We start from the raw sequence: 17,544 nt of genomic DNA, 5'->3' as shown, positions 1-17,544 counted from the left end.
AAAAGAGGCCGCTCTTCATGAGTGGCGTGCGCTGGCAGTCTAACCCCAAGCCCCCCGCCCGGGCTGCCGGCGCGCTTCTAGGAACATCGAGGTAGGGCACTACGCCGCTTGCTTGTCCGACTACGCTTCGATCAGATACCGCGGTGGCCAGCCTCGACCCGTCGCTTGCGCCTGCGCCCGCCGAGACCTTGTGCTTCCTCCAGCGAGTCAAGCCGATCACCATGGGCGTCCCACCTCCCCTGCTAGAGGGCAAGGCGGCTTGCGTCGCCCGTGTTGTTACTCTTCTTCGCTGTGGTCGGAGTTTTTCCCTGCCTTCGGAATCGGGACATTCGACTTTGCAAAAAAATAGGCCATCGTGGTCGATCGTCACGCCCCCAGTTCGGCGGCACGATGGACGCAGCGCAAGCTCTTTGCGCGGGGGGCTCGTCCGTCGCGTTGCCGCGATCGCCGCAGCCGTTTTCGAGCAGGACAATGGCGTTGTCGGCAGCGATGCGCATGCAAAAATTCACAGATGCGTCTAGACTTAGACTAGCGCATCTTCGCCATCGCGCTCGGCTATGAAGCCGCCTTCTTAGCTACGTCGCAAAGGGTTATCCGGCCAAGGCGGGTTCAATGGAATGAAATGAGGCCCCTTTGGGTCCTGAACTTTCAACTTCCAGACTGCCTCTTTATGCGACTTTTCGAGCACAGAACGTGAACATGAGAGCGTGCTGGCATGTTTAGACCCCCTTGAGGTCAGTTCGTGCAGTGAGCGCCAGACAATGTTTAAGGCAGCGTCTTCATGCGCCACCGCCCCGTTCGATCGGAAAGAACTGGTGCAGACTGGAGCACCGTCACGCGATTCCACGACTAGCAAAGATTTGGCAAGCAATGCTGCTATAAGCTTCAGGAAAGAAAATTGGGGGGGCGGGCAATCGTGCTCAGGGCGTGCGTCAGTCGCGTACAACATGCCGTTGGACATGGTGGTTTCCACACGGGACACATTCAGGTCTTCGAGCCACCAAGAACTGGTGCGGAGCTGGAAGGCTATACGGAGATTAAGAGCTTCCGGTACGTTTATGACTGCGGGTCCGAGCACGGCAACGCGTTCAAGAGCGCATTAAACGCGCACCGGCTGAGTTGCGAGGGACGCACGGACATTCTCTTCGTATCCCACCTCCACTCTGATCACATCAACGGCATCGAACACTTGCAGGCCATTGCACCAGCAGAGACCGTCGTCGTGCCGTATCTCGACGTCATCGAGCGACTGATCTTCATTCTCGCTGACACGGAGTCCGGCGCCGTTTCGACATCCGCTCGCGAGTACTTCGGCAATCCGGCGGGCTGGTGGCTGGACCGCGGCGCGAGATACGTCATCTTTCTCGAGGCGGATGATGGTGATGCTCCGCGGCCGGGCGGGCCGATGGAGCCCGATGGTCCGATCGACGACGGCGGGGGTGACGATCGCCGGGATCCGATGGCATTGAAAAGAAAAAGCCCGGCACGCGGCTTGCCCACCACCTGCGTAAGCCAAGAGGACCTGTCCCGGAAGGTTTGACGGCCGCCAGCGAAGCGAGGTCAGAAGCCGCCGACGGCGCCGTTCTTGCCGGCGCCGGCTCCTTCATGCGACTGGAGTGGCGCTATCATGAAACTGCACAGTGGCAGATCGGCGACTGGATCCTGCTCCCCTATGTGCATCCGGTCGACAAGGCCGTTCGTTCCCGCTTTCAGCGAGCGGTCACAAAGGCCCTTAGGATCAGAGGCGGCAACGAGGAAAAGCTCGCCGCGAAATCGATCGAATTTCTTTGCTCGCCCGAGAAGACGAAGGTGCTGCTTGATCTCTACGGTGAGCACTTCGGGCACGGCCACAACGCCCTGTCGATGTCGCTCTACTCCGGACCGTATTGTCAAAGCACCCGACCAGCCGATGACGATCATCGCTGGCATCGATACGGATGGCCCTATGAGGACTTTCCCCATTGGGACATCGGCTTCATTGAACCTGTGGGCTGGCTCGGAACGGGAGATTCCGCGCTGAAGCAGAAGCTACGGCGCGACCCCTGGATGAATTTCTATCAGCCATACGCGTCCAATGTTGGTATATTGACGCTGCCCCACCACGGCTCCGCTCACAATTTCCACGAGGAAATCCTGGCATTTGACGGCCTTCAGATGGCCCTGGCCACAACGGTCGATCGCCAGAACCGCGTGGCGCGGATGCTTGACACCCTCGCGGTCGTGCAGGCTCGCGGGATTCACGGACATGTCGTCGACGATCGACGCATGAGCACCTATCGGTTCTGGTGCGGGCGCACGATGGGGAGATGATATTGGAAGAGGTTCGCCGGATCGCCATGGCGCCTGCGCTGACCGTCAGCTGCCGTGAGGAGGCCGACGAACTGATGTCGCTCGTGCGTGCGTCGGCCGCACGAGCGCGGGACTGGATGTCAGCATAAACCGGCGATCCGCTCGACATGCTGCGGCAGATCAAATTCGAGCCTGTCGCCTTTCATTCGATCGAGGATCGTGCGCTCAACTTCATCGAGCAGATCAATCAGACCTGGACGTTTGCAGTCGCGATTGGCGCTGCCAGGCAGTTGCTGCAGCTGCATCCGAATATCGGCGGCTTCCGCCTCGCGCCTGGCGCCCATGCGTCGCTCGAGCTCGACATCATGAGCGTGGAGCTGGTGAGGTTGGCGCGGAGACCTTCGCTGCGGCAACCCCCCGCAACAACGGCAAACTTGCGGCGGACCTCGCGAAGCTCGCGGGGCGGCCCGAACGCAACCGGTACGTGTTCTTCATGTCTCCGCTGTTCCCCGGAAACTCGCGGCGGCCGCAATTTGAGAAAGATGGTATTGAGGTCTGGTCGATCGATGTCTGACCTGCGAACCGCACGACCTCCGGTCGAGGATGTGATTACTGGCCTTACAACCAAATCCGCGCGAATTCGGGCGCTCGCGCTAGCCGGCTACGAGCGGGCGGAGATCGCCCGTATGCTCGAGCTCCGATACCAGCATGTTCGCAAAGTGCTCGTCGATGAGGAAGCCAGAGGCGCACAGGGGCAACGACCTCGTAGCGCCGGGAAACCCAAGGCGGCGGATCATGCGGCTGCCAGCCCGCGCTTGGACGCCTCGCCTGCAGTATTGATCAAGGCCGGGTTCCGGCCAGTCGGCGAGTGGACCCGCCTTTCGGAAGAGGCCTTCCATCTTAGCGAGAGGGCGCCCAACGAGCCTGGAATCTACGCCTTCGCCGTTGACGGAGTGGTTAAATATATCGGGCTGACCCAGACAGGTTTGCACGCGCGGATGGGCCACTACCGGCGGGGCCACAAAGGCCACAGGACGAGCTCGCGCGTGGAAGGCGCTGATCCTCGAGTGCCTAGCCGAGCAAAGTCGGTGCAGGTTTTTGTCGCGACACCCGAGGCGCTCGAGTGGAACGGTCTGCCGGTGAGCACTGCCGCCGGGCTTGAAGCCGCCCTCATCCGCGCCATGCGACCCAAATGGAATATGCTGGGAGCGAAGCGGCTGATACCCGGGGCTTCCCTCTCGGAATAGGAGAGTTCCCGTCCTAGGTTTAGAGGCATGTGCAATGCCCCCGAACAGGTCGGTGAGGTGATGGGCAACAAGATGGACCACCTCTCCCTCCGGCTGGATCCGCCCGCGGACGGCAAGCAGGGAGGACGAAAGCACAAGAACCGAACGGATATCTAACTAGGAGGAACCGCCGCCGCCGTATGCGCGGCGGCGGTTTGATGATCATGCGACCGCGATCGCATTTGCCATCGCGTTGACTGTGAGAGCGAATAGGGCCGGTTTCGATAGCGTCGCCTTGAGCTGATCTGGCCAATCCGGATGGACGGATGCCCATGCGAGTATCTTGGATGCATCGAGACGTCGATGACTCGCAAGATAGCGCGACGAGATCTTTGCCGGTACCGACTCGCGCACATAGTGGGCATTGAGCGGCCGAAGGGTGGTGAACAGCCCGTATGCCTTGGCGAACGTCTCGACCTCGCCCTCCTCAGCGAGCGAAGAAAGTAACTCCAGCACCGGCCCGGAGGGTGTGATGTACGCGTCCGAACCGAAACGGGAGATGGCGTCCGCGACCCGCCGCGCGTTGCGGACGCCGATAGCAGCAAGCGCGTCGTGCAGAGCACGTACCCTCGGCGCCGCCTGCCCCTGCCCAATACTCGGCCTTTCCGGTCCGGTTGTCAGCAACACGCGCCGCCACCGCCTCCGCATTGGGAGAAAGCACCCTGACCCGCCCCTCCTGGACGTCCAGAATGCCGGCAGCGATCAATGTCGCAAGCTCGGCGTCGAACCGTGGGAGCATCGTCTTGAAACAGAGACGCCAGGTCGCCACGGAACACAAAGGCAAGTGTGTCGGGCTCAAGCCAGGGGACGGCTCGCGTTCCTCCATGGACGTTGAGAAGGAGGCCGAGGACGAGTGCTTCTCGCAGTCGCTGGCCGGCTCCTGAACCAGGCCGTAGCAGAGGGTTGCGACTGCGGTGCAACGCGGCGGTCGCCATCAGATACGGAAAGACGTCGCGATACCAACGCGGGGGTGTTTCGCGATCGGGTGCTGCTTCCGCCGGATCTTTGTCGAGCCACGCGAGCACGGGTGGACGGCAGGGCTCGGGCAACGCTACGAGCAGCCGCTTGCGAAAGGCACCTAGCTCGATCGGTCGAACGGAGTTGCTGAGAGCTGCCTCAAGATCGTGCCAGTCTCGGAAGCCCCCGCCGCGGGCAACTGCTGCCTGGCATTTGTTCAACGGAAAAACGAAGCCGCTGTCCTCAAACAGCCGCTTCAACTCCTTTGCGCATTTCTTAGCGCCATCAAGTGTGGAATACACGCGAAGTCCTTCATCTCGGCCTTGTCGAGATGCGCTGCTCACCTCTTGCGGCCGGAATCAGGGTTCGGTCGCGAGAAAGAATACCCGTTGGACGACGGTCCTTCGCCATGGCAGCGGCCACGCCGACGATGGCGGCGCTCAACCAACAATATGCGAGTTGCTGAGAAGGTTCAATCCTGACCCAACCCTAGGGGCGGCTGCCGGACAAGCTGGCCGTGAAGATAGATCTTGACGGTCGTTCCTCTGATGCGTCGGAGTCGCGGTGACTACTTGCGTCGCTAAGAGCGTGCGCCGAGCTGACGGTTGTCTATCGACCCATCTTCATGAGCATCTCGTCCATTCGTTCAAAAAGCCGGTTCTCGGGCGGGTCCCCCGCATCCGCTCCCGTAAGCATGTGGCACAGATCGTCTAGGTTGATGACCAGTATGAACTTCCCATTCTCACGCAAGATCGTCTCGGCAGATTTCCGGGCGCTCTCATCGGCGCCTGATCGCGCGACCAGGATAGCGACCGTCCTGAGCCCTTTGGAGAAGAGATATTTTTCGGTGATTTGGATCTCAGCTTGACCAATCGGCTCATGATAGTTTTTCGCGTCGAAGACAATGTAGCGAGACGAGAAGTCGGCGGCGATCATAGACCAGAATGAACCGCGATCTGATTTGATCCGGCCAATCAAATCCATTCGGTTCAGCTTATCGTCGGTGCGCTGTTGAGAACTCAGATTGGAGAGTTCCGCCGCAAATAGAAACCGAATAGCCTGCTCGCAATATTTCTCGAAGTCGCTCCAACCTTCCTTGCCGGCTGGGATTTGACGGAGGCGCGAAGCGAGCTTCCAGCCTGTCGGCGATTGCGTGTCCACGTTGCCGCGAATGCCAGAATCACCGTCGAGGACAGTTTCTGAGACGAGCTCTTCGAGGGCGTCCGCGAGTGCGTCATCTTTCTCTGCCAACGACCTCAGAGTGCCCAGTCCCCAAATCTGAACTTCAGGTGCGGCGGTCGACTTGAGCTCCGCGAGGGCCTGGTCCGAAATGTCGAGGGATACGATGACGATCCCGCCATCGAAGCCCTCTGTTCTAACGATCCCATGGATGTGAGAAATCGCGTCTCTTACATGCCGCTGCCAATCTTTCTGCCAGCGGAACATCTTGAACTCGACGGCCAACTTTCTGACTGTCTCTTTCGGCGTAAACGTCAAGTCTGGAAGCGAACGGTAGAGTTCCCATTCTTCCTCGTCTGCTGGCTCTTCATCCGGCCGCGTTGCGGCCGCCAGGCCGACGTCCTCCTGCGCGAGAATCCGTAGCAATAGATCTTGCCAATCTCGATCGAGGTTGTGGGTCTCGATCTGCAGCTCTTTCATCTTCCCCATTGTGTCTCCTGCGTTTGTAAGCCTCTAAACCGCTACCGAGTTCAGCAGCCCCGAAGGCGTAGCTCGCGCTGAAACCCTCCATCCATCGGCATCGGTGTGGCTTGCTGTTGCGTCATGGCTGGATCGCAACTTCCGCAACCAAGCTCAAGTTTTTTCACCTCGTCCGTCGGCCTCAGGCCGTTGTCTTGCATCTGTCACAAAAAGGATGTCTTAATGTAGATCTTGAGGGGACGTGCATAATGCGGACACTTGTGCTGATAGCATTGGGTGTACTTGCGGCAACTCATACTGCGTTTGCTTGGGGGACCTCTGGTCATTCGATTGTTGCGGAGATCGCGCAGCATCGTTTGAACGACGCGGCCGCCGTTGGTGTCGAATCCATCCTGGGGCCGGGTACGTCACTCGCATCCATCGGTAGTTGGGCAGATGATGAACGCGCTCGAGACCGGAGAACGACCCGTTGGCATTTCGTCGAAATACCATCCGCCGCCGCAGCCTACGACGCGACTCGCGACTGCACACCCGACCCGGCGCTTGGTGATTGCATCATCGCAGCGATCGACCGGGAACTCGCGCTCGTCAGCTGTGCCACCGCACCAACGGAACAGCGGCAGCGGGCGCTGAAGTTCCTGGTTCACCTCATTGGAGACCTCCATCAACCGTTGCACACGATCAAGGACGAACGCGGCGGAAACGGCATCGATGTCACGATAACCACCCTGGAGCGGGTGAACGGAGACCTACCGTTCAACACAAACCTGCACTCAGCTTGGGACGCTGCTCTGATCGACAAGACCGCCTGGTCATGGGATAGCTATGTCGAGCGCCTCGAAACCGGTTGGCTCAGGACGGCTGACGCCACTGCCATTTCTGTCGGTACGACCACCGACTGGGCGAACGAGAGCCACCGCATCGCAGTCACACTGATCGCCAGCGTGCCGAACAACATAGTGCTGGATGATGCTTATCGGAACGAGAACCTTCCTCTGATCGACCACCAGCTGGGAACCGCGGGCCTTCGATTGGCGGAACTTCTCAACAGGGCTTTCTCGACCAGCAGCTGCCTACCTAGTGATTGAGTAGACGCCGTCACGAAGCGTTTGTGAGGTGGCCGGAAAACTCCGGCACGGGAGGTGACATGCCAAGAGCGACGCAGGACTTGTCCATTTCCCCGGAGGCTCGGAGGCAGGTCTATGCGGCGCGCCGATACGTGCAGCGGGACGTACAGGAGGAACTGGACCTACGCATCCCGTTCGACGTCTATTTTCAGGACCCGGCCATCACGGCGTCGGACCAGAAGTTCGATTTCGCGGATGGATTTCTGGTGCCCTGGGAACCGGGGTTGGGCGATGGTCCAACCAGTGCACGATTCGTGGTGGTCGATTATGACGGCGGCACTGAGTCCTTCGCCGCGCCGGCGAAGTGGGATCCTCGGCGAAACGTTTTTCTCGACCAGAATGGCGATGAGGTAGACCGGAACAAGCTGAACACGCCTCAGTTCCACCAGGTGAACGTCTGGGCCACGCTGCAGAACGGACTTGATTACTTCGAGAACGGGTTTGGTTTGGGACGGCCAATTCGCTGGGGTTTCGAGGGCAACCGGCTGATCGTTGTTCCCCACGCCGGCTACGGCGAAAACGCCTACTACGATCGCGAGAGCAAGTCGCTCCAGTTCTATTATTTCGACCGACCTGCAGGCCGCGTTTTCACCTGCCTCTCAGCCGACATCATCAACCACGAATTCGGCCATGCCGTGCTCGATGGTCTACGTCCCTACTATAACGAGTCCGTGCTGCCCGAGACCGCGGGATTTCACGAGTTCATGGGCGATATGGCTGCGATCCTGATCGCCTTCCGCAACAATGCCTTCCGTGCCCAACTCGTCGCGAAAACAGAGGGCGACCTCGACAGCGAGAGTGCGCTGTCCAGCATTGCCGACGAATTCGGCAGACAAGTGAAGGATCGGCCTTACCTGCGTAGCGCTCTGAACAAGCAGACGTTTGCTGACGTGAAAGACAGCCAGTCGCAACACTTCATGTCGGAGGTGCTGACCGGAGCCATATTTGACATCCTCCGCCGGCTGTCGCGATATTATATCGACGTTGAAAAGCTCTCTGTCGCAAAGGCATTCTGGTACACTGTGCGACGGATGCAAAACGTAGCAGTGCAGCCCCTCGATCTGCTGCCGCCCGTAGACGTCACCTTCAAAGATTATGCGATCGCCGTCCTGCGGGCAGAGGAGATCGCCAATCCGAGCGATCCGGACGGTCAGCGAGCGATGATGCTCGACGCGTTCATACAACGCGGGCTGATCGACGAGTCGGAGCGTGAAGAGCTTGGCCGAGCAAAGGTCACGTTCCGGCGTCTGCCTGTCGACATATTTCACGATGTCGAAACCATCGCGAATTCGCGGGCGTACGCCTACCGCTTCCTCGACGATAACCGTAAGTCGCTGCTTATCCCGTACACGGCGGACATTGTTCTTCCTGAGGTCACGACCGCGCAGAAGTTCACCATCGACGGGCGCCGACAGCCGAAGCAGGTCCTCGTCCAGTACGTCTGGCGCGAGGATGTCGAGCTCAACGGTGCTGAATTCGGCGCCTATGAAGGCCAGACCACAAGTCTGCTGTGCGGCGGCACGATCGCGCTTGATGAGAACGGCAACGTCCTTCACTGGGCGCGGAAGCCGGGTACCGGGCCACAGCTTGGCACGGGCCGGGACGCCGATGATGAGCTTGAGGAAGGACGAGAGCGCAGGGCGGCCTTCCTCTCGGCGTTGGCCCGTCGGATTGCGGCAGGGAGAATCAACAATCCGATTGGTGGGGAGGCTGGGCTGCTCGAGAAGAGCATAGCTCCTCTCGGCTCGCGCGTGATCGACGGCACGGTGCGCTTTCACCTGGCTCCGCATATCGGCCTCCATGACGATCGCGACGATGAAATGGGAGATGTGCAGTGGCAGATAAGCTCCTAGTCCGCGCCTACGACGTCGAGGTCGGCGACTGCATCTATTGCTGCATTCCCGGGGCGCGTGTGAAAGACGGTGCGGTCGACAACTTCCACATCCTCATAGACTGCGGTTCGAAGGGCCGGGCAGCGCTACTAAAGCGTGCGGTCGCAAATCTGAAAGAGATCCTGCCGGACGCCGGCGGTGGGCGGGTTCGGCTCGACCTTCTGGTCGCGACACACGAACATGCCGACCATATCAAGGGATTCGACCCCGAGGACTTCGACGGCATCCAAATCGAAAACATCTGGATGAGCGCGGCGATGAACGCGCAGCATCCTCAAGCCGAACACGCCTTTGCCCTCAACCGGCTTGCGGCGCGGGCCATGCGCAATCTTGCGGCGAGGGACCTGTCCCTGAGCCCTGAGCTCCAAGGCCTCGTTGCCCTCTATGAGCTCGGCAATGACGGCGCGATGGAGGCGTTGCGAACCACGCTTCCGACCCGAAACGCAATCGAACCCAAATACGTCCATGCCGACATGACGGAAGATGAATTGGCGATCGAGACACTGCAGGGCGCCACTCTCAAGGTTCTCGGGCCCGAAGAGAATATCGACCTCTATTATCTCGGTGATGAAGGGGCGGAGATCGTTCACGCCTTCAATGAAACGACAGGTGCCCTGCGAACGCTCAGGGACGAGCCCCAGGTCAGGCCCGAGAGCATAAGCGGCTCCGATTTCCGGCGTCTGCGATCGCGGATGATGTCGGGACTGTTCGCGTTCACGCAGGAAAACGACAAAGTCATCAACAACACCAGTGTCGTTCTGCTGATCGAATGGAAAGGACGGCGCCTTCTGTTCGTCGGCGATGCAGAATGGACCAATACGTTCCGCCTTGGGCAGGGAAATGGTTCCTGGAACACAATGTGGAACACGCGGCCCGACTTCTGGGCGAGCGGATCGATTTCCTCAAAATCGGCCATCATGGCAGCGAGAACGCCACGCCTTGGTCCAGCGGCGGAAACGGCGAAAGCGAGCCTGCCAGGATCCTGAATGCGATCCTTCCCCTTCCTGCCGATGGAGAGCAGCCAGCCGCGAAAGCGCTCGTGTCGACGGCACGAGGGAACACGTACCCAAGCATCCCGCGCTCCGAGCTTCTTGTCGAGCTCGGCAAGCGCGTCGGCAACGCTCGAAAGTATCTGGACAGCTTCGGTGCGGCCGGTGCCGCGAACCTGCCGCACTATGCGGACCGGGAGGAGCAGTGGCTCATGGAGGCACAACCGCCGCGAACGGACCTCGAGTGCATCCTCAGTGGCAAGACTTATGTGGATATCGAGATCGAAGCGGAGTGACCGCCCGGGCGTCGATCTGGGCCCGCGCAGCACCGCGGCGACCGTCCGTCGGCAACTCCTCGCATGACATGAACCGTCATTTTGGCAAAGGGAGGGTCACATGAAACCAAGATACATACATATCGGCAGCTGGAATATCGAACATTTCGGGCGAGTGGACGACTCACCGAACAATCAGTACGCCATCGCCGAGCACATCGAACTCTCCGGCGTCAGCATTTTAGCGATTCAGGAGCTCTACATCACGGATGATTTCCCAGCCGGCGGCCAACTTGGAAACAAGTTCCTCAGAGCCTCCTTAGATCTCGTCGAGGAGCACACCGGCAATCATTGGGAGTACGAAATCTTCCCGAATCGTGATCCGAGCGATCGAGAACAGCTTTGTGGCATCGCCTGGAACACGGCCCGCGTAACAAAAGTCGGCGACACCCTGCGCGTCAACGTGTCGAACCAGGTCGTCGACGACAACGGAGACAGGCTCTTCCTTTGGGACAGGCATCCGCATGCGGTGAAATTTGCGGCGAGGCCCGGTGAAGACGCAGCCATACAACTGACGGACTTCGTGGTGATACCGCTTCACATGAAGTCGAACGTCGGGCAACGCCACGTCGTGATGCGCACGCGATACCATGAAGCGCGCGAACTGATGGCGCAGATTGCCGCAATTGGCGATGCCTTCGATGAGCGTGATATCATCGTCCTCGGCGACACCAACTGCAAAAGGCGTGACGAAGGAGCGATTCAGGCCTTCATCGAGAGCGGCTTTGAAGACTTGAATGAAGACGACATCCCGACCTACGCGATCGGCAATGATGCTCCGTTCGACCGCATCTTTATCCCGCGCGGCGCCGAGCGGAAAACCTTCCGGTTTAGCCGCCAGTATATTCTGAGATCGGCAAGTCCCCTGGCGCATGATAAGTATCTTTCCGACCACTATCTGGTGAAAACCTCAATCGTGGTGCGGCGGGACGATGATTTTGGGAGCGCCGAAATTGCTGCTGCTGTGAGCGTAACCTAGTCCTGGCGAAGTCGGATCTCAGGGTATGGGGGCAGGCGGTGCATGTTGGTTGATCGACGTGGAGGGGGCATGGGGAAGACACTCATTGCGATAGGTATTGCCATTCTCGCGATAGGCCTTCTTGTCACGTTCGCCCTGACACCGGAGGCCCTTCGCATCGTCGGCGATTTTGCGCGCATCGGATCGGGGTTCGACGGTGCCCTCCCGCTGCCTCCGGATGAAATCAACAACGCCATCAGCGAAGCCAATGCCATCGCGACCAGCGTGAATCAGGCGACCATTGAGACCAAATCCTGGGCACAATGGCTGTTGACGCTGGTCGTCGTGTTCGGAGCTGGAACGACGGTACTCGCTGGCCTGCAGAAGGCAATCCAATGGGGACCGCGGGCCAGCACCCTGCTGACCCTTGCCATCGGTTTGCTCGGTGCAGGCGCCGCCGTCTCGACGTCCGGTGCAACTTATCTGAATGGCGTCGCCGATAGCCGTTTCGCCTGCGTGGAACATTGAACAGGAGGCGGCCAAAACGCTCAGTTCGGTCAGAGATGAAACCGATGCACAGGCGGCGCGCCAATACCTTGATGACCTGCTCCGGTCTGCGAACCGTTGCAAAAGCTCTCCGGACGATCCCAATGCCGATACTGAAGCCTTCTGTCGCCGCCGGGAGCCTCGACAAACGAAACCGCGTCTCTTCCGTCGATCAAGCAGAGCCTGGGGTCGATTTCTAGAAGAGACTTCTTGCCGCCAACGAGGTCGGCCGGCCATGTCGGCACAAATGGCAGCCCCAGGCATGGCCAGAGCAACGATGCGAAGGCAGGCCCGTCATTGCTTTCAGACGACATGCTTGAAGACAACAGACCTACCAAATAACCGCCACTGTCAAAAACGGGTCCACCGCTCATTCCGCCGACTGCATGAGCGCTAATCTCGAAGCTCGGCCACCGCATCAGAGCGCTGTCTCGTTTGTCGTCATAGACCGTAACCACCTTCCCTCGCGAGGCAAAGGCTTCACCTCTAAAGCCTGTACCGATCAACGTGTCCTCAAAGCGAAATCCAATGACCGTCACGGTCTCGCCTTCCTGCGGCGAACGTGTCGTTATCCACACTTGTCTGTACACATTCCGGTCCGGAAGAGGCGAGGCCGCTTCAAGACTCAAAATCGCGATGTCACTATTGGCATTTGAAGTGACGCCTCGAAGTCTCCAAAACATCGCGGCATCATCTCTCAGGCCAAATGCCACACACTCAGTGCGGCTCTCCCGTAGGGCCTCTGCTTGCGGGTCAAGCGTATGCGTCGCTGTCACCGCAATCCCTGGCGCGACCATGACGGCGGTCCCTTGGACCGAAACTCTCGCACCTTCTGTAAATGCCAAACCTAAGACGACCCCACCGAAATGGCCCCAGTTCTCGATTGAGCCAAAGCCGGCCTCTACTCCGATGTTCATTTGAAAGCGCATGGCCTCGAAATGGACTTCACTGCCAACTGCGGCAGCAGCTAACGGGTCGCTTGTGATCGTTACTGCGGCGCGTCGTCGGACCCCAATGGGCGTAGTTTCCATGTCGTCCCCAATCACCTAGTGGAGAGTGTTTACCGATATCGCCGAATCGAGCGTAAAGGAGTCCCTTAGTATCTTAGGGGTAGCGGGCCTGATTGGGGAATAGCTTCCCCTCCTCCTATACCGGGCGGAACTACCGTGAGTCTTTCCGGTACTAAAGGCAGTCACTTTGAGCACTACCCCCCTGCAACCAAAGGGGGCCATCTGGCAGCCGGGCCGATGAAGGCGAGGATCGCAGGCCCTCTTGCCTGAAGCCCCCGACGCGAACGCCTAAAAGGCCACCAGAGGGGCCACTCCTACACCATAGGGGGGGAGTTATCGAAATGTCGTACTCCAGCGCCGCCCTGGCCAACTCTTGGAACCAATCACAGACCATCCCGTTCGACTCGCCAGCTTTGCGGAGTAGCGAGATGCGCGACGAGCAGTTTGACATTCCGGTGACCATCGAGACTGAACGCACCGGCCGATTCTTGACGGTGACCCGAACTGCCCAAGCCGCGAGTTTCCTCGTTGAACGCTGGCCGGCCGAGAAGCGCGGCCCAAAGTACCGCTCAGCCCTCAAGGCGATGATGGACGTTATGGAGCAGCGCAAGACCGTGAGTGTCGCCCGAAAGGCATTCGTCGGGGCCGCCAAGGAAGCCGGCGTTTTCGTGCGAGAGGACTAAGCCCGCCTCACTCCATGTCCGGCACGTCGCCACCCACAAAGAGCGTCGTGGGCTCTCCATATTCGCCAAGCGATGGGTTGGCATCACGCGACCACGCCATGACGCCGGCATGTTTCGTCACAAGGCTCTTCGCCATTTGCTCAAGCTTCCTAATGGCGTAAGAAGCGATCAGATCGGGATGTATAGGGCACCAACTAGTATGGAATTATCCGTCTTTGAACTGAACGAGGGGCAAACCCTTCGTATCAAATCTCCCGGCAAGTGCATCTACTGCGGAAGCGACCAGGGCCAACTCAGAAACGAGCATGTCATCCCATACGCGCTCGCAGCTAATACGATCGTTCTTGAAAAATCCTGCTGCGAAACCTGTCAGAACATCATTCAGCGATATGAGCAAGAAGTTCTAAAGAAGCAGCTGGGCATATTCAGGACGCAAGTTGACGCACCTACACGCCGACCGAAAGAAAGACCTACCTGTGCGGACCTGCATTTCGTCGAGGTGAATACCGAAGGGCAAGTGATAAGGGATTTGGGCTTTCGTTCTATACCCATCAATGAGGCCCCAATCGCATTCCACTTATGGGCTTCTCCTCTGCCACGCCGCCTCCGTAATCCCATAGACCCAGCCATCGAACGTGGGAGTCCATGGTCTTTCGTTGATGAGGAAGCTGCCGTCACTCTATGTCGAAAGGTCGCAGCGGAAACAGGCGCAAACCACGTTGCTGTAAAGACCGGTGAAGTAAACCGCCTTCATTACCTTCGATCACTCGCGAAGACTGCGCATGCCTTTGCGGCGGCCAAATTTGGACTGGATGCGCTTGAGCCGTTCCTGACTGATTTGATCCTCAACCGATCCGATGACGTTTCAGAGTACGTGGGTGACGATCCTTTCGTAGCACCGATTGAGGATATCGACGGGCACACGTTGCAGATATTTCTTGGTGAGGCGATGGGTGGCCCCGAGCAGGGGTTGCTTACAGTGCGCTTCCAACTGTATCCCTTCCTAGATAGTCCGGCTCATTTGGTCGTTGTGGGCAAGGCGCTTGTGGACATAGGGGCGAGACTACGCGGAGAGGTTTGATGACTGGCGTGCGGCCATCGCCTCCTCGACCCCTAATGTCGCCGCATGATGCCATACCTACTGGTCCTCGGGTAGTCCCTGTGGCTGGCCCCTGCGCGGTAGTGCAGCACAAGATGGTCGCCATGATGGCGGGAGACGCCTGGCCTGGCGTGATGGCGGGCCTGCGGTGGGCACGGCGCAGAAGGGGGCGGAAGTGCCGTTTGGGGAGTGACTGGGTGAAGGGCTTGATTGGGAATAGCTTCCCCTCCTCCTCTACCGGGCGGAACTATCGTGAGACTTGCCGGTACTCTAGGCAGTCACTTTGGGCACTACTGCCTAGCGGGTCCTAATGGGGCTATCTGACGGCCGGGCCGATGAAGGCATTCGGGTAAGGTGGCTTGCAGAGATAAAGATGGTGCGGCGGGTGATTTGGAAGGATCAGGACTGACCAAACCGGCCCTCTGAAAAGTTACTGGCTAAATGATGTCCACGATATGAGCCTGTCACTCTTTCTGATCCCGGCGATCTCATCCAGCATGTCTATAAGCTCGTCGCTCTTCCGTCCGTGTTCAAGGAACTGACGCCTGCGAAATGGCTCTGTTAGTACCGGTGGCTTGCCGACGAAAAAGAGCCTGTCCTGAGAATAAATCTGCGTAATGTTGTTGATCCAATTTACAATCCAGGGCGCGGCGCTAAAGGATGCACAGTTCGGCGTTGATCGCATATACCGAGGGGTACAAAGATAAACGCACAAGTGGGGAGTTAGAGGCACCAGCGCTCGCCCATCTATTCTATTGGCCAACAATCCTCCGGTCAGCCAGTCAAGATGCCCATCGCCAAATATGAACTTCTTATATGTTGAGTGAATTAAAACGAAATATTGGTTTGATATAAGACCATTTTCACACCGTTCCTTTGCAGTGCTGTACGCCTGTCTCATATTGCCTTTCCCAACGTCTTCGTTGGGAGGCAATCCGACAAGCTCAGGGTAGCTTTCAAACCGAAATCTGCTGCCTGGGCTACGGATGAGAAGGGAAAACAGTACGAGTAGAAGGCCGCGATGAACGTCTTCAGGAAGGTCGTAAAAGCGGCACATGTCACGCAAATTTCGATCACGCTTGAAAAACAACGGGATCATCTTAAAGAATTCACTTATATTTGTTCCAAGTGGTTTCAAGGATATTAGCGTCTCTACAATGCTCGGTGCCACATCATCGGCACTTTGAAAGTCCCCCTCGAAATTAGTTTCCCAGACGTTTCCCTTGAATACAGTATGTCCGTGGGCCTTTTTGGCAATCTTGCGGTTTCTTGCCCGCTTCTTTTCAACTCTCTCGTCAGGCTCAATCCACCATACGTCTCCGTTCTTGTCCGCCCAATATTTTTGAAGCCCGACAGGCCACCAATGATGCTCACGAGATTTCGATGATCCAGTGGCCATTGTGCGATCTCAACGTTGCCTAAAATAACGAACCGTGGGCCGCTGCCTGCGGAACCTTGATTTGCGTGGCCGGCTTCTCGACAATCACGAGGGCATCGTCAGGTGCACTGCGCTGTAGCCGCTTCGTCTCAGACCACGGTGCCGCAAGCCACGTCTCGGTCTCCTCTTGCGTGGTAAGAATCACCGGCATGGCCTTCTCGTGGATAGGCTTGATAAGGGCGTTGGGAGCGGTTGTCAGGAAGCCATAGACCTAATGATCGCCAGCGCCGTCCTTCACCTTGCGCACCCCATGCCAAGACGTCCAGAAGCCCGCGAAGAAGAACAGCGGGCGGTCTTCATTGATGGCAAACCAGAAGTTTCGCTGAATGCCGGTCTCGGGGTTCTTGTCGTTCTTCACAGGGGTAGGCTCCGCGAAGCTCGTCACCGGGACCACGCACCGGTGCTCGACACCCAGAAACTGCTGCCAATGGTCATAGTTTGGGTGGCGGATGTTTGTCCTGCCGTAGTCCGCCTTGCCCGTGACCTGGCTGGGTTCCGTAGGCATCCCCCAAAGCAGGCTGGTAAGCTCGCGCTCTCCGTCCAGGGCGTTGCGCACCACGGGGCCTGGGGGCCGGTTGGCATAGATGTCTATGGACGGCTCTAGGTTGCCCAAGATGTCCCGCAAGGCACGGGTCCACTGGCGGACGGCCTCTTGCGACGTGGTGATGTTGTAGAGGTTGCACATGGCTAAGAATGTGCACTAACAGCGGAACAGTCGGCAAGCTCTACGCATGGCAGCCCGAGGAACTAAACCACGGCAGAAGATCGCCATACGCCCATATTAGCGTGCCGACAGCGCCTAGAAGCGGGAGTAGAAACAGCGGGTTCCAAATATGGACTTGCTCAACCGGTCCGCCGCCCATTACTCCGGCCTTTGGCTCATGCCATTCCCGAAGGGCATACAAGACCGCAGCCGTGAACGCCACAATGCCACCGCCCCGAGCAAAGTTTAGCCCGCAATGGGAGTGGACAGCCCAGATAGCATGTACCGCGATCACGAACACGCTGATGGCTAGTCCTAGCCTCGGGGCCAAATAGTTGACGGCCTTCCGTCGCATCCAGGGATAGGTCCGTGCCCTATTTCGCATAACGCGCAAAGAGAGCCAGAGCGTGAACGCCTCGGCATGCTTGATATCCAAATAGTCAGTTGGCTTGCTTTCGGGCTTATCGGCGGTCATTCTTGCGTATTCCGACGAAGCCGGCCATCGATTCCGATTTGAAGCCGGCCGGTCATTCCGATTTCAATCCGGCCGGTGTTCCGATTTGAAGCCGGCCA

At 58.5% G+C, this 17,544-nt stretch carries 17 protein-coding genes and 1 pseudogene; 12 read left to right on the top strand and 6 right to left on the bottom strand.

Features of this window, described 5'->3' with window-relative positions:
• Positions 1-898: 898 nt before the first annotated feature.
• The 3 genes from NKI72_RS31575 (at position 899) to NKI72_RS31565 (ending at position 3,536) form a co-directional block, all read left to right on the top strand.
• Positions 899-1,540 carry an MBL fold metallo-hydrolase gene (locus NKI72_RS31575; protein WP_352451801.1) on the top strand — a complete coding sequence of 214 codons (642 nt, stop codon included), beginning with the start codon at positions 899-901 and terminating at the stop codon, positions 1,538-1,540.
• Positions 1,537-2,310, top strand: a complete 774-nt coding sequence (locus NKI72_RS31570; protein WP_352451802.1) for a hypothetical protein — start codon at positions 1,537-1,539, stop codon at positions 2,308-2,310. The genes NKI72_RS31575 and NKI72_RS31570 overlap by 4 nt, the downstream gene beginning before the upstream one ends.
• Positions 2,311-2,456: 146 nt before the next feature.
• Positions 2,457-3,536, top strand: coding sequence for a GIY-YIG nuclease family protein (locus NKI72_RS31565; RefSeq protein WP_352851802.1), 1,080 nt, complete (start codon positions 2,457-2,459; stop codon positions 3,534-3,536).
• Between the two features lie 201 nt (positions 3,537-3,737).
• On the opposite strand, the gene NKI72_RS31560 is transcribed toward NKI72_RS31565, so the two are convergent.
• Complete coding sequence (locus NKI72_RS31560) at positions 3,738-4,202, bottom strand: hypothetical protein (protein ID WP_352851800.1); 465 nt, start codon at positions 4,200-4,202, stop codon at positions 3,738-3,740.
• Positions 4,203-4,318: 116 nt separating this feature from the next.
• On the opposite strand from NKI72_RS31560, the gene NKI72_RS31555 reads away from it, so the two are divergent.
• Positions 4,319-4,459, top strand: coding sequence for a hypothetical protein (locus NKI72_RS31555; protein WP_352451805.1), 141 nt, complete (start codon positions 4,319-4,321; stop codon positions 4,457-4,459).
• 682 nt (positions 4,460-5,141) lie between these two features.
• On the opposite strand, the gene NKI72_RS31550 is transcribed toward NKI72_RS31555, so the two are convergent.
• Positions 5,142-6,200 carry a hypothetical protein gene (locus NKI72_RS31550; protein ID WP_352451806.1) on the bottom strand — a complete coding sequence of 353 codons (1,059 nt, stop codon included), beginning with the start codon at positions 6,198-6,200 and terminating at the stop codon, positions 5,142-5,144.
• 239 nt (positions 6,201-6,439) lie between these two features.
• On the opposite strand from NKI72_RS31550, the gene NKI72_RS31545 reads away from it, so the two are divergent.
• From NKI72_RS31545 to NKI72_RS31520, 6 genes are all read left to right on the top strand, one after another.
• On the top strand, positions 6,440-7,279 hold the full coding sequence (locus NKI72_RS31545) for a S1/P1 nuclease (RefSeq protein WP_352451807.1): 840 nt from the start codon (positions 6,440-6,442) through the stop codon (positions 7,277-7,279).
• A gap of 59 nt (positions 7,280-7,338) precedes the next feature.
• Positions 7,339-9,171: a gluzincin family metallopeptidase gene (locus NKI72_RS31540; RefSeq protein ID WP_352851797.1), complete on the top strand. Its 1,833-nt coding sequence runs from the start codon at positions 7,339-7,341 to the stop codon at positions 9,169-9,171.
• Positions 9,153-10,196, top strand: a complete 1,044-nt coding sequence (locus NKI72_RS31535) for an MBL fold metallo-hydrolase (protein WP_352851796.1) — start codon at positions 9,153-9,155, stop codon at positions 10,194-10,196. Before NKI72_RS31540 ends, NKI72_RS31535 begins: the two co-directional genes overlap by 19 nt.
• Positions 10,197-10,249: 53 nt before the next feature.
• Positions 10,250-10,495: a hypothetical protein gene (locus NKI72_RS31530; protein WP_352851794.1), complete on the top strand. Its 246-nt coding sequence runs from the start codon at positions 10,250-10,252 to the stop codon at positions 10,493-10,495.
• 100 nt (positions 10,496-10,595) lie between these two features.
• The gene (locus NKI72_RS31525) at positions 10,596-11,513 is read left to right on the top strand and encodes an endonuclease/exonuclease/phosphatase family protein (protein WP_352451809.1); all 918 of its coding nucleotides are present in this window, start codon (positions 10,596-10,598) and stop codon (positions 11,511-11,513) included.
• A 69-nt stretch (positions 11,514-11,582) separates the two neighbouring features.
• A complete protein-coding gene (locus NKI72_RS31520; protein WP_352851792.1) occupies positions 11,583-12,020 on the top strand; it encodes a hypothetical protein in 438 nt (145 codons plus the stop codon).
• Between the two features lie 29 nt (positions 12,021-12,049).
• On the opposite strand, the gene NKI72_RS31515 is transcribed toward NKI72_RS31520, so the two are convergent.
• A complete protein-coding gene (locus NKI72_RS31515; protein ID WP_352851790.1) occupies positions 12,050-13,069 on the bottom strand; it encodes a S1 family peptidase in 1,020 nt (339 codons plus the stop codon).
• Positions 13,070-13,476: 407 nt separating this feature from the next.
• Here NKI72_RS31515 and NKI72_RS31510 point away from each other — a divergent pair, with 407 nt between their 5' ends.
• Positions 13,477-13,731: a DUF982 domain-containing protein gene (locus tag NKI72_RS31510; RefSeq protein WP_352451812.1), complete on the top strand. Its 255-nt coding sequence runs from the start codon at positions 13,477-13,479 to the stop codon at positions 13,729-13,731.
• Positions 13,732-13,738: 7 nt separating this feature from the next.
• Here NKI72_RS31510 and NKI72_RS31505 read toward each other — a convergent pair whose 3' ends face one another.
• Positions 13,739-13,867, bottom strand: coding sequence for a hypothetical protein (locus NKI72_RS31505; RefSeq protein ID WP_352451813.1), 129 nt, complete (start codon positions 13,865-13,867; stop codon positions 13,739-13,741).
• A gap of 63 nt (positions 13,868-13,930) precedes the next feature.
• Here NKI72_RS31505 and NKI72_RS31500 point away from each other — a divergent pair, with 63 nt between their 5' ends.
• Positions 13,931-14,812, top strand: coding sequence for a hypothetical protein (locus NKI72_RS31500; protein WP_352451814.1), 882 nt, complete (start codon positions 13,931-13,933; stop codon positions 14,810-14,812).
• Between the two features lie 448 nt (positions 14,813-15,260).
• Here NKI72_RS31500 and NKI72_RS31495 read toward each other — a convergent pair whose 3' ends face one another.
• Positions 15,261-16,229, bottom strand: coding sequence for a hypothetical protein (locus NKI72_RS31495; RefSeq protein WP_352451815.1), 969 nt, complete (start codon positions 16,227-16,229; stop codon positions 15,261-15,263).
• Positions 16,230-16,248: 19 nt separating this feature from the next.
• Positions 16,249-16,953: pseudogene (locus NKI72_RS31490) on the bottom strand (SOS response-associated peptidase).
• Between the last annotated feature and the right edge of the window lie 591 nt (positions 16,954-17,544).

This window comes from Mesorhizobium sp. M0437 (genome assembly GCF_040321335.1).
Classification (GTDB): domain Bacteria; phylum Pseudomonadota; class Alphaproteobacteria; order Rhizobiales; family Rhizobiaceae; genus Mesorhizobium.
Note: the sequence above shows the minus strand (reverse complement) of the source record. Positions and strands in the feature narration are given on the sequence as shown.